The following is a 16,007-nucleotide window of genomic DNA, read 5'->3' as shown; positions in this document are numbered from 1 at the left end:
TAGCTATGAAAAAACAATTGATGAGAAGTGGTAGTGATCAAAAAATTGCTGGAGTATGTGCTGGGGTCGCAAATTATTTTGATATTGATCCGACTATTGTTCGTGTAATATGGGGTGTTCTTGCATTTTGTTATGGGGCAGGAATTGTAGCTTATATCATTTTATGGATTATTGCACCTGTAGCAACTGACTATTGAAAACTAGCTCAATTCATGCTAAGATAATAGAAAATAGAATGTAACGAAGGAGATAAAAATGGCATTTGGAGATAATGGAAATCGTAAAAAAACTATGTTTGAGAAAATAACCTTGTTTATCGTGATTATCATGCTAGTAGCAAGTTTATTGGGAATTTTTGCAACTGCAATTGGTGCCCTCAGTAATCTATAAAATAGATACAAGAAAATTTAGTGACTGGGATTTCCCAGCCCTTTTTTAAAGTGAGAAGAAAAAATGAGTATGTTTTTAGATACAGCCAAGATTAAGGTCAAGGCTGGTAATGGTGGCGATGGTATGGTTGCCTTTCGCCGTGAAAAATATGTCCCTAATGGGGGTCCTTGGGGTGGTGACGGTGGTCGTGGAGGAAATGTGGTCTTCGTTGTAGACGAAGGTTTGCGTACCTTGATGGATTTCCGCTACAATCGTCATTTCAAGGCTGATTCTGGTGAAAAAGGGATGACCAAAGGGATGCATGGTCGTGGTGCTGAGGACCTTAGAGTTCGAGTGCCACAAGGTACGACTGTTCGTGATGCAGAGACTGGCAAGGTTTTGACAGATTTGATAGAACACGGGCAAGAATTTATCGTTGCTCACGGAGGTCGCGGTGGACGTGGAAATATCCGCTTTGCGACACCAAAAAATCCTGCACCTGAAATCTCTGAAAATGGAGAACCAGGTCAGGAACGTGAGTTACAATTGGAACTAAAAATCTTGGCAGATGTTGGTTTAGTAGGTTTCCCATCTGTAGGGAAATCAACTCTTTTAAGTGTTATTACATCTGCTAAACCAAAAATCGGTGCCTACCACTTTACGACCATTGTACCAAATCTAGGTATGGTTCGCACCCAATCAGGTGAATCCTTTGCAGTAGCCGATCTGCCAGGTTTGATTGAAGGGGCTAGTCAAGGTGTCGGTCTGGGAACCCAGTTCCTCCGTCATATCGAACGTACACGTGTCATCCTCCATATCATTGATATGTCAGCTAGCGAAGGCCGTGATCCATATGAGGATTATCTTGCCATCAATAAAGAGCTGGAGTCATACAATCTTCGTCTCATGGAGCGTCCACAGATTATTGTAGCCAATAAGATGGATATGCCTGAGAGTCAGGAAAATCTTGAAGAATTCAAGAAAAAATTAGCTGAAAACTATGATGAATTTGAAGAGTTACCAGCTATCTTCCCAATATCTGGTTTGACCAAGCAAGGTCTGGCTACACTTTTGGATGCTACAGCTGAATTGTTAGACAAGACACCAGAATTCTTGCTCTACGACGAGTCAGATATGGAAGAAGAAGCTTACTATGGATTTGATGAGGAAGAAAAAGCCTTTGAAATTAGTCGTGATGACGATGCGACATGGGTACTTTCTGGTGAAAAACTCATGAAACTCTTTAATATGACCAACTTTGATCGTGACGAATCAGTCATGAAATTTGCCCGTCAATTACGTGGTATGGGGGTTGATGAAGCCCTTCGTGCGCGTGGTGCTAAAGATGGTGACTTGGTCCGAATTGGTAAATTTGAGTTTGAATTTGTAGACTAGGAGATTGATATGGGAGATAAACCGATATCTTTCCGAGATGCGGATGGCAATTTTGTTTCTGCCGCAGACGTTTGGAATGAAAAGAAATTGGAAGAACTGTTTAATCGTCTCAATCCAAATCGTGCCCTGAGATTAGCACGAACTAAAAAAGAGAATCCATCTCAGTAAAGAATATTACAAAATTCCGTGCCACATGAGACACGGAATTTTGTTATTCTTCAAAGAAAAATGGTGGAGCGAATTTTTTCAGTTCTTCAAAGCATTTTTGAGCAGCTTCTGCATCTTCGCAGATGACGAGACAGACATCATCTCCACAGAGAGTAGCGATAGCGTCAGGGAAGCTCAAAGCATCAATGATAGAACCAAAGGATTGAGCAAGTCCAGGAAGGGTTTTTAGCAGGACTTGGTGTTGAACTGGGCGCATCAAGACAAGAGCATCTTCCATATAAATTTCGAGACGTTTCTCCCATTTTGAGATAGAACCTGTATTGAGCACGTAGTAAGAGTTATCTTCTTCACGTACTTTTGAGAGGTTCATACTTTTAATATCTCTCGAAAGTGTAGCTTGTGTAACTTGAATATCATTATCAGCAAGAAGAGCTTGTAGCTCAGCTTGAGTATGAATCTTGTTTTTAGTTACAAGAGCTCGTATGAGTTGGTGTCGGTGTTCAGATTTATTCATAAAATATTACTCCTTGTACAAGGTACAGAAAGCGTGGACTGAACGAGAACGTCAGTCGAGTGGTAAGCGATATTGTCACGTATGATGATTTCAAAGTCAGTAGTATAGAGAACTATACGGAGGAAATCTCCTTCTTTTAACTTGTCACTAGTTGGGTGTAGATGAATTGGGTATCTATCCGTTTATCTACATTGGTGTCCTCTACTAACAGTAAATCATTCAATTAGGGTAGCCTTTTGTCACGACTTGTTGTGAATTTACGATTAATGTCAATTCACAGAGATTGTCCAACATGTGGAGTGGTAGCGAGTGTTATTAATGAGTACATATGTTGGTTAGGGTCTTAGTATCTTTTGTCTAAGCTCCCGTGTAGACCTATCATAAGCCCATATTGGGATTGAAGTTGACCCAAAGTTTATGTTTGTTTCAACTGTTCAAGTGGAAATAGTTCCGTATTGAAATTCTAATATATTATACCTTTTGATAAGGTAGGATAAGTGTAGACTGTTCAAGATCAACAGTCAGCTGGTAAGCGGTATTGTCACGGATTGTGATTTCAAAGTCAGTAGTATAGAGGACTAAACGAAGAGTATCTCCTTCTTTTAACTTGTAAATAGTTGGTTGCAGTTCAAATTGCACATCCATCCATTCATCTGCAGTAATATCCTCTACTAACAGTAAATCATTTCTATTTTGTAAATTGAGGTAGCCTTTTGTCACGACGCGTTGTGCATTTTCACGAAAAGGCAATTCGTTAAGATTTTCCAACATGTAGTAGCGACCGTTGTCAATGGTTCTAGCACTTAATACAGCTGGATAAGGTTGTAGGTATTTCTTCTGTCCAAATTCTAGCAGTTGGGCAGATAAGAGCCCCTTATTTGTACTGGATTTGATACGAAGATTGAGTTGGGCACGACCGTTCAGGTGGAGATCCTTGGTCACAGGAAGGTCAATAGTAATCTGATTGACTTTCCCTTGATAGAGTTCCGTATTGAAGGTCTGGTATGTCTTACCATAACGCTCAAAATCCTTATCTAAATACTGGTTTTGAATAACTTGCTCTTCTTGACCAAGTGAGAATGTTTCAAAGTTATCTTGCTCACCGAAGGTATCAAGTGATAACCAAGTCTGAGGAGCTGTATTATCCTGCCAAATGACAGTAGGGAGTTGAAAATCTGTATCTTCTCCCAGTAATTTCTTAGTCAATAAGGCATTCATGGACTCACGGAAATCAATGGACTGCCAGTTATTCATATAAACATGGGCACCATTATGGAAAAAGAGGTGCTTATTTATATTATCAGGAAGGGCGTGAAACATCTGATAAACATGAAGTGGTTTGACATTCCAATCCTGTGAACCATGAGTAAAGACAACCTCTGCCTTTACCTTATGAGCATTGAGCAGATAATTGCGGTCATGCCAAAACTGATTATAGTCACCAGATTTGCGATCTAACTGCTTTTTTACTTTTTCTAAGTCAGTTTGGTGATCTTCATTACCACGAATATAGTCGCCAGCCAAGAGATTACGAGAGTAGGTTAGTTCTGCAAGGGAGTCAAAGTCCTCACCTGGATAACCACCTGGGCTAGTTACCAGACCGTTTTCACGGTAGTAGTTGTACCACGAAGAAATACCAGCCTCGGCAATAATAACCTCTAAACCATCTACACCTGTAGTCGCAAGACCATTGGACATGGTACCTAGATAGGAAAGTCCAGTTGTAGCTACTTTTCCATTTGACCAGTCAGCCTTGACTTGACGTTGGCGCGTGTGGTCAGTAAAAGCACGGCAACGGCCATTAAGCCAATCGATGACATTTTTATAAGCCTCGATTTGCTGGTAGTCTCCGTTAGTCATGAAACCAGTAGAGTCTTTGGTACCAACACCTGAGACATACAGATTGGCAAAACCTCGTGGAAGGAAGTAGTCGTTGAGAGTATAGCTAGCGTTGATGTGCGTTAGCTTTTCCTCAGTTTCTGACACAAGCTCAGCTTGACCTTGAGGTTGGACGAGATTTAGTTGAGGTTCCTCTAGCTCAATCTTGTGAGCAGGTTTAACCTCGAGATTGCCCTCCATCTTGTAGAGAGCCTTGTCACTAGCCTTGTCATTTGTTCCCTGATGATAGGGACTGGCTGTCATGATAGCAGGGATTTTTCCATCAAAACGAGGACGAATAATGCTAACCTTGACTAAGTCTGGAAGACCTTTTTGGTCAGTATCGACACGAGACTCAACGTAAACGACTTCTCGAATGGCATCATGGCTAGAAAAAGTAGCCAAACTCTTACCGTTAAAGTAGTGATAGTCATTATCCTCAGGAATAAGACCGTCACTGACAAGTTGGTCGATAAGAGTATTTCCCTTTTTGGTGCGAGTATTGAGTAACTGATAGAAATTTTCAATCAAGTCACCATATACAATGGGAAAACCAGTCTCTTTACGAAAAACATCACTGTCTTCAAAGTCAATCAAGTAGGAAAAACCTAAGAGTTGAAAGGCTACAGTATAGAAAATATCTGCAGTCAGTTCTTTGTCTGACTGAAAAAATGTCAGTAAGTCAGTTTCTTTATCAACTGCTAAACTGGATAGGGGATAGGTGCTATCTTTGTAATTAAAAAAGAAACGAATAAGAAACGCTTCAAGCGTTTTTTTATTTGTAATGTTGACCGGTAAATCGAATCCATACTTTTTTAATTCAAAGATAATTGTATCTCTAGGTAGCGCAAAATAGCTGAATTGATTAAAACGCATAAAACCTCCTATTTATGAAATATATTAAGGTTATTATATCAAAAAATAGAGAGAAAAGAAACTATAAAAATTAACAGAAATTATAATAAATAAAAATAAGTACTTATGAAATAAACATGTAAAATGATAAGCTTAAATACAAAAATATTAGCGATTCTGTTGAAAATCGGGCAAGGATCGTCTAGTCAACTATGATTTTAGTTATTAGATATTAAAGCATCAGTAATACTAATAGAAATTTAAAGAAAATGGTATAATATAGTGAGAACGATAGAGGAGAAGTGTAAATTGATCGCACAACTAGATACAAAAACAGTCTATAGTTTTATGGAGAGTGTCATTTCAATCGATAAGTATGTGAGAGTAGCAAAAGACTATGGATACACTCATCTGGCTATGATGGATATTGACAATCTTTATTGTGCTTTTGACTTTCTAGAGGTTACAAAAAAATATGGAATTCATCCTTTGTTAGGGCTTGAAATGAATGTCCTTGTAGATGATAAAGATGTGAATCTGCGCTTTTTAGCTTTATCTAGTGTGGGCTATCAGCAGTTGATGAAACTTTCAACAGCCAAGATGCAGGGGGAGAAAACTTGGTCAGTTTTGTCCCAGTACCTGGAGGATATTGCGGTAATTGTGCCTTATTTTGAAGAGCTTGAGTTGTTAAATCTAGGCTGTGATTACTATATAGGGGTTTACCCAGAAACACTAGCAAGCGAATTTCATCATCCAATCTTGCCCCTCTATCGGGTCAATGCCTTTGAAAGCAGGGATAGAGAAGTTCTACAAGTATTAACAGCGATTAAAGAAAATCTACCACTTAGAGAAGTTCCTTTGCGCTCACGACAAGATGTTCTTATATCAGCAAGTTCTTTAGAGAAACTATTCCAAGAACGATTTCCGCAAGCCTTGGAGAACTTAGAAAAGCTGATTTCAGGTATTTCTTATGACTTGGATACTAGTCTAAAATTGCCTCGTTTTAATCCAGCAAGGCCAGCAGTAGAAGAATTGAGAGAACGTGCTGAATTGGGGCTTGCTCAGAAGGGGTTAACTGGTAAAGAATATCAAGACCGTCTAGACCAAGAATTGGCTGTTATTCATGATATGGGCTTTGATGATTATTTCTTGGTTGTCTGGGATTTGCTGCGTTTTGGACGTTCGAATGGCTATTATATGGGAATGGGACGAGGTTCCGCAGTTGGTAGCTTGGTTTCCTATGCTTTAGACATTACAGGGATTGACCCAGTAGAGAAAAATCTGATTTTTGAACGTTTCCTCAATCGTGAACGCTATACCATGCCTGATATTGATATTGATATTCCAGATATTTATCGTCCAGATTTTATCAGGTATGTTGGTAATAAATATGGCAGTAAACATGCGGCTCAAATCGTCACTTTTTCTACCTTTGGGGCCAAGCAAGCTTTGCGAGATGTCTTGAAACGTTTTGGTGTGCCAGAGTATGAATTATCTGCAATTACCAAGAAAATCAGTTTTCGTGATAATCTCAAGTCGGCCTATGAGGGTAACCTCCAGTTTCGTCAGCAAATCAATAGTAAGTTAGAATACCAAAAAGCCTTTGAAATTGCCTGCAAGATTGAGGGATATCCAAGACAAACCTCTGTCCATGCAGCTGGTGTTGTAATTAGTGACCAAGATTTAACCAATTACATCCCTCTAAAGCATGGTGACGAAATTCCACTGACTCAGTATGATGCTCATGGAGTTGAATCTAGCGGGCTATTGAAAATGGACTTTCTGGGATTGCGAAATTTGACATTTGTCCAGAAAATGCAAGAGTTGCTTGCTGAAACAGAAGGTATTCACCTTAAAATTGAAGAAATCGATTTGGAAGATAAAGAAACGCTAACTCTTTTTGCTTCTGGTAATACAAAAGGTATCTTTCAATTTGAACAACCTGGTGCTATTCGCTTGCTAAAACGTGTGCAACCAGTTTGTTTTGAAGATGTCGTAGCAACTACTTCCCTAAATCGACCAGGTGCTAGTGATTATATCAATAATTTTGTGGCAAGAAAGCATGGGCAGGAAGAAGTGACGGTTCTGGATCCAGTGCTGGAGGATATTTTGGCTCCAACTTATGGCATTATGCTCTATCAGGAGCAGGTTATGCAGGTTGCTCAGCGATTTGCTGGATTTAGTCTTGGGAAGGCCGATATTTTGCGTCGAGCTATGGGGAAAAAGGATGCCTCTGCCATGCATGAGATGAGGGCTTCCTTTATTCAAGGCTCCATAGAAGCTGGTCATACTGTGGAAAAAGCAGAGCAGGTTTTTGATGTTATGGAGAAGTTTGCAGGTTATGGTTTTAATAGATCTCACGCCTATGCCTACTCAGCCTTGGCATTCCAGTTGGCTTATTTTAAAACACATTATCCAGCCATCTTTTATCAGATTATGTTGAATTCTGTCAACAGTGATTATGTAACAGATGCTTTAGAAGCAGGTTTTGAAGTAGCCCCTCTGTCTATCAATACTATTCCCTATCACGATAAAATTGCCAACAAGTCTATCTATCTAGGTTTGAAATCGATTCAGGGGCTCAGCAAGGATTTGGCGCTTTGGATTATTGAACATAGACCTTATTCTAATATTGAAGATTTTTTAGCTAAACTACCTGAGAATTATTTGAAACTTCCTTTGCTGGAACCTTTGGTAAAAGTTGGTCTTTTCGATTCATTTGAAAAAAATCGTCAAAAAGTATTCAATAATTTAGCTAATCTATTTGAATTTGTGAAAGTGTTAGGAAGCTTATTTGGAGAGACCATCTATAGTTGGCAAGATTCGGAGGACTGGTCGGAGCAAGAAAAATTCTACATGGAACAAGAGCTTCTAGGAGTAGGAGTGAGCAAACATCCCTTACAAGCTATTGCAAGTAAGGCTATTTACCCTATTACCCCAATTGGAAATTTGTCAGAAAATAGCTACGCTATTATTTTGGTTGAAGTTCAGAAAATAAAAGTAATTCGTACCAAAAAGGGTGAAAATATGGCTTTCTTACAGGTGGATGACAGTAAGAAAAAATTGGATGTTACCCTCTTTTCAGATTTATATCGACAGGTTGGACAGGAAGTAAGAGAAGGAGCCTTCTACTATATAAAAGGAAAAATCCAGTCACGTGACGGTCGTCTGCAAATGATTGCACAAGAAATAAGAGAAGCAGTTGCTGAGCGCTTTTGGATTCAGGTGAAAAATCATGATTCGGATCAAGAAATTTCGAGAATTTTAGATCAATATAAAGGCCCAATCCCAGTCATCATCAGGTATGAAGAGGAACAGAGAACGATTGTTTCTCCCAACCATTTTGTAGTTAAATCTGATGAATTAGAAGCGAAATTGAATGGAATCGTTATGAAAACGATTTATCGCTAAAATTACGGAAAATAGAAGAATTTTCAACGTAAATGTGGTATAATCAGTAAGAATGTTAAAAGAAAAAGGAGCATAACCAATATGAAACGTATTGCTGTTTTGACTAGTGGTGGAGACGCCCCTGGTATGAACGCTGCCATCCGTGCAGTTGTTCGTCAAGCAATTTCAGAAGGAATGGAAGTGTTTGGTATCTATGATGGATATGCTGGTATGGTTGCCGGTGAAATTCATCCCCTAGATGCAGCTTCAGTAGGAGACATCATTTCTCGTGGTGGTACTTTCCTTCACTCAGCTCGCTACCCAGAGTTCGCTCAACTTGAAGGGCAACTTAAAGGGATTGAGCAATTGAAAAAACACGGGATTGAAGGTGTAGTTGTTATCGGTGGTGACGGATCTTACCACGGTGCTATGCGTTTGACTGAACATGGCTTCCCAGCTATCGGTCTTCCAGGTACAATCGATAACGATATCGTTGGTACTGACTTTACAATCGGTTTTGACACAGCGGTTACGACTGCTATGGACGCTATCGATAAGATTCGTGATACGTCATCAAGTCACCGTCGTACTTTTGTTATCGAAGTTATGGGACGTAACGCAGGTGATATCGCTCTTTGGGCAGGTATCGCAACTGGTGCTGATGAAATCATCATTCCTGAAGAAGGCTTCAAGATTGAAGATATCGTAGAAAGCATTAAATGTGGTTATGAGTGTGGTAAAAAACACAATATCATCGTCTTGGCTGAAGGTGTGATGTCAGCGGCTGAATTTGGTCAAAAACTAAAAGAAGCTGGAGACACAAGTGACCTTCGTGTGACAGAACTTGGACATATTCAACGTGGTGGTTCTCCAACTGCGCGTGACCGTGTTTTGGCATCACGTATGGGTGCACATGCTGTTAAACTTCTTAAAGAAGGTATCGGTGGTGTTGCGGTTGGTATCCGTAACGAGAAAATGGTTGAAAATCCAATTCTTGGAACTGCAGAAGAAGGAGCATTGTTTAGCCTTACTGCAGATGGTAAGATTGTGGTTAACAACCCACACAAGGCTGACCTTGAGCTATCTAGCTTGAATAAGAGCTTGTCATAATTTATAATTTAGTTAATAAGACCAAAAAGGTCATATATATAAAGGAGTCACAAAAATCATGAACAAACGTGTAAAAATCGTTGCAACTTTGGGACCTGCGGTAGAAATCCGTGGTGGTAAAAAATTCGGTGATGACGGATACTGGGGCGAAAAACTTGATGTTGAAGCTTCAGCTAAAAACATTGCTAAATTGATTGAAGCTGGTGCTAACACATTCCGTTTCAACTTCTCACACGGTGACCACCAAGAACAAGGTGACCGTATGGCAACTGTTAAACTTGCTGAAAAACTTGCAGGTAAAAAAGTTGGTTTCCTTCTTGATACAAAAGGACCAGAAATCCGTACTGAATTGTTTGAAGGAGATGCAAAAGAGTACTCTTACACAACTGGTGAAAAAATTCGTGTTGCTACTAAGCAAGGAATCAAATCAACTCGTGATGTAATCGCATTGAACGTTGCTGGTGCTCTTGATATCTATGATGATGTTGAAGTTGGTCGTCAAGTTTTGGTTGACGATGGTAAACTTGGTCTTCTCGTTGTTGCTAAAGATGATGCGACTCGTGAATTTGAAGTTGAAGTTGAAAACGATGGCGTAATTGCTAAACAAAAAGGTGTTAACATCCCTAACACTAAAATTCCTTTCCCAGCACTTGCTGAACGTGATAACGATGATATCCGCTTTGGTCTTGAACAAGGTATCAACTTCATCGCTATTTCATTCGTACGTACTGCAAAAGATGTGAACGAAGTTCGTGCAATCTGTGAAGAAACTGGAAACGGACATGTTCAATTGTTCGCTAAAATCGAAAACCAACAAGGTATCGACAACTTGGATGAAATCATCGAAGCTGCTGATGGTATCATGATTGCTCGTGGTGACATGGGTATCGAAGTACCATTCGAAATGGTTCCAGTTTACCAAAAAATGATCATCAAGAAAGTTAATGCTGCAGGTAAAGTTGTTATTACTGCAACAAACATGCTTGAAACAATGACTGAAAAACCACGTGCAACTCGTTCAGAAGTATCAGACGTATTCAACGCTGTTATCGACGGTACTGACGCTACAATGCTTTCAGGTGAGTCTGCAAACGGTAAATACCCACTTGAGTCAGTAACTACAATGGCTACAATCGACAAGAACGCTCAAACTCTTCTTAACGAATACGGTCGCTTGAACTCAGATTCATTTGAACGTAACTCTAAGACAGAAGTAATGGCTTCAGCTGTTAAAGATGCTACTAACTCAATGGACATTAAATTGGTTGTAACTCTTACTAAGACTGGTCACACTGCACGTTTGATCTCTAAATACCGTCCAAATGCTGATATCTTGGCATTGACATTCGACGAATTGACAGAACGTGGATTGATGTTGAACTGGGGTGTTATCCCAATGTTGACAGATGCTCCATCATCAACTGACGATATGTTTGAAATTGCTGAACGTAAAGCAGTTGAAGCAGGTCTTGTACAATCTGGTGATGATATCGTTATCGTAGCTGGTGTACCACTTGGAGAAGCTGTACGTACAAACACAATGCGTATCCGCACAGTACGTTAATTAAAATAAAAAGCCTATCATATTAAGCTTTCTAGCCTGTATGATGGGCTTTTTTTGTCCATGGGGCAAAAATGGGGCAAAATTTTTTACTTTCGATTTAATGCGACGGTATCAAGTGCGTCAAGCACTGCTTGCTCCAGACCTTTAATAATGTGAGTGTTGATTTGATGGGGCGTCTTAGCGGCATTATTCCAAATCCGCGTCATAATAGCTTTTAAAGGGATGTTGTTTTCTTCACGCAAACTTCCTAAAATATTTAGTTTAGATACAGATAAAAAATAACTCCCTGATGACTCAAGGAGTTATTTCTATCTAAATTAGTTTTTAGAAGCAGCTTGGAATTCTGGGTTTTTCCACGCTTCGTCAATAATAGCTTGTAATTCTTTAGCAGATGCTTGCATTTTTTGAGTTTCTGCGTCGTTCAATGGGATATTTACTGGACGAACGATACCATGTGCACCAACAACAGCTGGTTGACCGATAAAGACGTTTTTAACTCCGTATTGACCTTCTTGGAATACTGAAAGTGGAAGTACTGCGTTTTCATCGTCAAGGATTGCTTTAGTAATACGAGCAAGGGCTACTGCGATACCGTAGTATGTTGCACCTTTTTTGTTGATGATTGTGTAAGCTGCGTCACGAACACCTTCGAACAATTCAATCAATTCAGCTTCTTGAACATTTTGAGTGTCTTTAAGGAATTCTTCAAGGTTTACACCAGCGATGTTAGCGTGTGACCAAACAGCGAACTCAGAGTCACCGTGTTCACCCATAATGTAGGCGTGCACTGAACGAGCATCAACATCCAATTTTTCAGCAAGTGCTTGACGGAAACGTGCTGAGTCAAGTGAAGTACCTGAACCGATAACACGTTCTTTAGGGAAACCAGAGAATTTCCAAGTTGAGTAAGTCAAAACGTCAACTGGGTTAGCAGCAACAAGGAAGATACCTTTGAAACCTGATTCAACAACTTGAGTTACGATTGATTTGTTGATAGCAAGGTTTTTACCTACAAGGTCAAGACGAGTTTCACCTGGTTTTTGAGGCGCACCTGCAGTGATTACAACAAGGTCAGCGTCTGCACAGTCAGAGTATTGAGCTGCATAGATTTTTTTAGGTGAAGTGAAGGCAAGGGCGTGACTAAGGTCAAGCGCGTCACCAACAGCTTTTTCATGCAATTGTGGAATTTCGATAATTCCAAGCTCTTGTGCAATTCCTTGGTTAACAAGTGCAAAAGCGTAAGAAGAACCTACAGCACCATCACCGACAAGGATAACTTTTTTGTGTTGTTTAGTTGAAGTCATTATTCTAAACATCTCCTTAATTTTATTCAGGGATTTCCCCAGTTATTTTAATTCTATCACTTTTAAAAAGCTTTGTCACGGATATGCATTTCAGTTCTTGATGTAAACGTTTTAGTGATTTTAGATACCTGAAATATAGCGGACATTATGGTATAATATAGTTAATTACTAATAGTGAAATGAGGCATTTATTAATGCAGGATAGAAATTTAGTGAATGTCAATCTGACAAAGGAGATGAAGACGAGCTTTATCGACTACGCTATGAGTGTTATCGTAGCGCGGGCTCTTCCTGATGTTCGAGATGGCTTGAAACCGGTTCACCGTCGGATTCTCTATGGAATGAATGAATTGGGTGTTACTCCAGACAAACCCCATAAAAAATCTGCTCGTATTACAGGGGACGTCATGGGTAAATACCACCCACACGGGGATTCCTCTATCTATGAAGCCATGGTCCGCATGGCTCAATGGTGGAGTTACCGTTACATGCTTGTCGACGGCCATGGAAACTTTGGTTCCATGGATGGTGATGGTGCTGCCGCCCAACGTTACACCGAGGCACGCATGAGCAAGATTGCTCTGGAGATGCTTCGTGATATCAATAAAAATACAGTTGATTTCGTTGATAACTACGATGCCAATGAACGTGAACCCTTGGTATTGCCAGCGCGCTTTCCAAATCTTTTGGTTAATGGAGCGACTGGTATTGCGGTTGGAATGGCAACAAATATTCCACCTCATAACTTGGGTGAAACCATTGATGCAGTGAAGTTGGTCATGGACAATCCTGAAGTGACTACTAAGGACTTGATGGAAGTTTTGCCTGGTCCAGATTTTCCAACAGGTGCCCTTGTCATGGGGAAATCAGGTATTCATAAGGCTTATGAAACAGGTAAAGGTTCTATTGTCCTTCGTTCTCGTACTGAAATTGAAGAAACTAAAACTGGCCGTGAGCGCATCGTTGTGACAGAATTTCCATACATGGTAAATAAAACCAAGGTACATGAGCATATTGTTCGTTTGGTTCAGGAAAAACGCATTGAGGGAATAACAGCGGTACGTGATGAGTCAAACCGTGAAGGTGTTCGATTTGTTATCGAAGTTAAGCGCGATGCCTCAGCCAATGTTATCCTCAACAATCTTTTCAAGATGACCCAGATGCAAACTAACTTTGGTTTTAATATGTTGGCGATTCAAAATGGGGTACCGAAGATTTTGTCTCTTCGTCAGATTTTGGATGCTTATATCGAGCACCAAAAAGAAGTGGTTGTTCGTCGTACACGTTTTGATAAGGAAAAAGCGGAAGCACGTGCTCATATTTTAGAAGGTCTCTTGATCGCACTAGACTATATCGATGAAGTGATTCGTATCATTCGTGCTAGTGAAACAGATGCGGAAGCACAAGCTGAGTTGATGAGTAAGTTTAAGCTTTCTGAACGTCAAAGTCAGGCCATCCTTGATATGCGTCTTCGTCGTTTGACAGGTTTGGAACGCGATAAGATTCAGTCTGAGTATGATGACCTCTTGGCTCTGATTGCGGATTTAGCAGATATTCTAGCTAAGCCGGAACGTGTTTCTCAAATCATTAAAGATGAATTAGATGAAGTTAAACGTAAATTTGGTGACCAACGTCGTACGGAATTGATGGTCGGTGAAGTCTTAAGCCTCGAAGATGAGGATTTGATTGAAGAAACGGATGTCTTGATTACACTTTCTAACAAGGGATACATCAAACGTCTCGACCAAGCTGAGTTCACCGCTCAAAAACGTGGTGGTCGTGGTGTTCAAGGTACAGGTGTTAAGGATGATGATTTTGTCCGAGAGTTAGTGTCAACTAGCACTCATGATCACCTACTCTTCTTTACAAATAAAGGCCGTGTTTATCGCCTGAAAGGCTATGAAATTCCTGAGTATGGCCGTACAGCCAAGGGATTACCGATTGTCAATCTTTTGAAATTGGATGAAGGTGAAAGTATTCAGACCATCATCAATGTTGAATCTGAACGTAGCGATGATGCTTATCTTTTCTTCACAACTCGTCATGGTATTGTGAAGAGAACCAGCGTTAAGGAATTTGCTAATATTCGTCAAAATGGACTTAAAGCTCTGAATCTTAAAGATGAAGATGAGTTGATTAATGTCTTGCTGACAGAAGAGGACACGGATATTATCATTGGTACAAAGTTTGGTTATTCAGTTCGCTTTAATCAATCAGCTGTTCGTGGTATGAGTCGTGTCGCCACTGGTGTGAAAGGTGTTAACCTTCGTGACGGAGACACAGTTGTTGGTGCTAGTGTGATTACAGATCAGGACGAGGTTCTTATTATCACTGAAAAAGGATTTGGTAAGCGCACAGTTGCGACCGAATATCCAACTAAAGGTCGTGGTGGTAAAGGGATGCAAACTGCTAAAATTACTGAAAAGAATGGTTCCCTTGCTGGTCTTATGACTGTAAAAGGTGATGAAGATTTGATGATTATCACTGATACAGGTGTCATGATTCGAACCAACGTTGCCAATATTTCACAAACAGGTCGCTCAACTATGGGAGTTAAAGTGATGCGCCTGGACCAAGATGCTAAAATTGTAACCTTTACTACGGTTGCAGCGGCAGAAAAAGAAGAAGTTGGGACAGGAAACGAAACAGAAGGTGAAGCATAATGTCTCATAAAAAGAACAAAAAGAAAACAAACCGTAAAAATTTACTAATCAATATCTTGGCAGGGTTTTTAATCCTCTTGTCAGTGGCTTTGATTTTCAATTCAAAAATTCGTGATATGTTCATGGTTTGGAATACCAATAAATACCAAGTCAGCCAAGTATCAAAAGAAAAATTGGAAGAAAATCAAGATACAGAAGGGAATTTTGACTTTGATTCCGTAAAAGCCATCTCGTCAGAAGCTGTCTTATCCTCACAATGGGATTCGCAAAAATTGCCAGTTATCGGTGGAATTGCTGTCCCTGAGGTAGAAATTAACTTGCCTATTTTTAAGGGGCTTGATAATGTCAATCTCTTCTATGGAGCTGGTACAATGAAGCGTGACCAAGTGATGGGGAAAGGAAACTATTCACTTGCGAGCCACCACATCTTTACAGCAGAAAATGCCAGTCAAATGCTCTTTTCTCCACTGGCACGCGCTAAAAATGGGATGAAAATTTATCTAACTGATAAGGATAAAGTTTATACCTATGAAATTCGAGAAGTGAAGCATGTGACACCAGATCGCGTCGATGAGATTGATGATCGTAGTGGTGTTGATGAAATCACACTTGTAACATGTGTAGACTATGATGCGACAGAGCGTATTATCGTAAAAGGTGACTTGAAAGATACAAAAGATTATTCACAAACACCTGAAGAAATTCTAACAGCTTTCAATCAACCATATAAACAGCGCTATTAATAGTTAAAGAATCAGTAAACATTTTATTTTACTGGTTCTTTTTATATTGCTTTA

13 protein-coding genes and 1 pseudogene are annotated in these 16,007 nt (G+C 39.8%); 9 read left to right on the top strand and 5 right to left on the bottom strand.

The features are described 5' to 3' along the window. The first annotated feature begins 5 nt into the window (after nt 1-5). The 4 genes from RN80_RS06955 to RN80_RS06940 all read left to right on the top strand — a co-directional run bounded on the left by RN80_RS06955 (nt 6) and on the right by RN80_RS06940 (nt 1,932). Nucleotides 6-197: a PspC domain-containing protein gene (locus tag RN80_RS06955; protein WP_162489588.1), complete on the top strand. Its 192-nt coding sequence runs from the start codon at nt 6-8 to the stop codon at nt 195-197. 58 nt (nt 198-255) lie between these two features. After that, nucleotides 256-390, top strand: coding sequence for a DUF4044 domain-containing protein (locus tag RN80_RS06950; RefSeq protein ID WP_000863859.1), 135 nt, complete (start codon nt 256-258; stop codon nt 388-390). A 63-nt stretch (nt 391-453) separates the two neighbouring features. Further along, on the top strand, nt 454-1,764 hold the full coding sequence (gene obgE / locus RN80_RS06945) for a GTPase ObgE (protein ID WP_000061642.1): 1,311 nt from the start codon (nt 454-456) through the stop codon (nt 1,762-1,764). Between the two features lie 9 nt (nt 1,765-1,773). After that, a complete protein-coding gene (locus RN80_RS06940) occupies nt 1,774-1,932 on the top strand; it encodes a hypothetical protein (RefSeq protein WP_001808548.1) in 159 nt (52 codons plus the stop codon). 43 nt (nt 1,933-1,975) lie between these two features. On the opposite strand, the gene RN80_RS06935 is transcribed toward RN80_RS06940, so the two are convergent. From RN80_RS06935 to RN80_RS06930, 3 genes and pseudogenes are all read right to left on the bottom strand, one after another. Continuing rightward, nucleotides 1,976-2,446, bottom strand: a complete 471-nt coding sequence (locus RN80_RS06935; protein WP_001043026.1) for an arginine repressor — start codon at nt 2,444-2,446, stop codon at nt 1,976-1,978. Then, nucleotides 2,443-2,743 (bottom strand): annotated as a pseudogene (locus tag RN80_RS10210) (Xaa-Pro dipeptidyl-peptidase); the annotation flags it as partial. The gene RN80_RS06935 and the pseudogene RN80_RS10210, both read right to left, overlap by 4 nt. Before the next feature lie 174 nt (nt 2,744-2,917). Beyond that, nucleotides 2,918-5,200: a Xaa-Pro dipeptidyl-peptidase gene (locus tag RN80_RS06930; protein ID WP_060628436.1), complete on the bottom strand. Its 2,283-nt coding sequence runs from the start codon at nt 5,198-5,200 to the stop codon at nt 2,918-2,920. A 288-nt stretch (nt 5,201-5,488) separates the two neighbouring features. Here RN80_RS06930 and RN80_RS06925 point away from each other — a divergent pair, with 288 nt between their 5' ends. The 3 genes from RN80_RS06925 to pyk all read left to right on the top strand — a co-directional run bounded on the left by RN80_RS06925 (nt 5,489) and on the right by pyk (nt 11,243). Further along, nucleotides 5,489-8,590, top strand: a complete 3,102-nt coding sequence (locus RN80_RS06925) for a DNA polymerase III subunit alpha (protein ID WP_060628433.1) — start codon at nt 5,489-5,491, stop codon at nt 8,588-8,590. Nucleotides 8,591-8,671: 81 nt separating this feature from the next. Then, a complete protein-coding gene (gene pfkA / locus RN80_RS06920; RefSeq protein ID WP_000820863.1) occupies nt 8,672-9,679 on the top strand; it encodes a 6-phosphofructokinase in 1,008 nt (335 codons plus the stop codon). Nucleotides 9,680-9,737: 58 nt separating this feature from the next. After that, entirely contained in the window at nt 9,738-11,243 is a 1,506-nt protein-coding gene (pyk, locus tag RN80_RS06915; protein WP_060628431.1) for a pyruvate kinase, read from the top strand. Between the two features lie 86 nt (nt 11,244-11,329). Here the strand turns inward: pyk and RN80_RS09925 are convergent, their stop codons facing one another. Then, a complete protein-coding gene (locus RN80_RS09925; protein ID WP_155455670.1) occupies nt 11,330-11,485 on the bottom strand; it encodes a hypothetical protein in 156 nt (51 codons plus the stop codon). Between the two features lie 75 nt (nt 11,486-11,560). Beyond that, nucleotides 11,561-12,547 (bottom strand): L-lactate dehydrogenase, encoded by a 987-nt coding sequence (locus RN80_RS06910; protein ID WP_000204728.1) that lies wholly within the window; start codon nt 12,545-12,547, stop codon nt 11,561-11,563. Nucleotides 12,548-12,741: 194 nt separating this feature from the next. Here RN80_RS06910 and gyrA point away from each other — a divergent pair, with 194 nt between their 5' ends. Both gyrA and RN80_RS06900 read left to right on the top strand, forming a co-directional pair. Continuing rightward, nucleotides 12,742-15,210: a DNA gyrase subunit A gene (gene gyrA / locus RN80_RS06905; RefSeq protein WP_060628429.1), complete on the top strand. Its 2,469-nt coding sequence runs from the start codon at nt 12,742-12,744 to the stop codon at nt 15,208-15,210. Then, nucleotides 15,210-15,953: a class A sortase gene (locus RN80_RS06900; RefSeq protein WP_060628427.1), complete on the top strand. Its 744-nt coding sequence runs from the start codon at nt 15,210-15,212 to the stop codon at nt 15,951-15,953. The genes gyrA and RN80_RS06900 overlap by 1 nt, the downstream gene beginning before the upstream one ends. Nucleotides 15,954-16,007 lie beyond the last annotated feature (54 nt).

Origin of the sequence: Streptococcus mitis, assembly GCF_001281025.1 — a bacterium.
GTDB classification, from domain to species: Bacteria; Bacillota; Bacilli; order Lactobacillales; family Streptococcaceae; genus Streptococcus; species Streptococcus mitis_AK.
The sequence above is the reverse complement of the archived record's forward strand: the minus strand, read 5'-3'. Positions and strand labels throughout refer to the sequence as shown.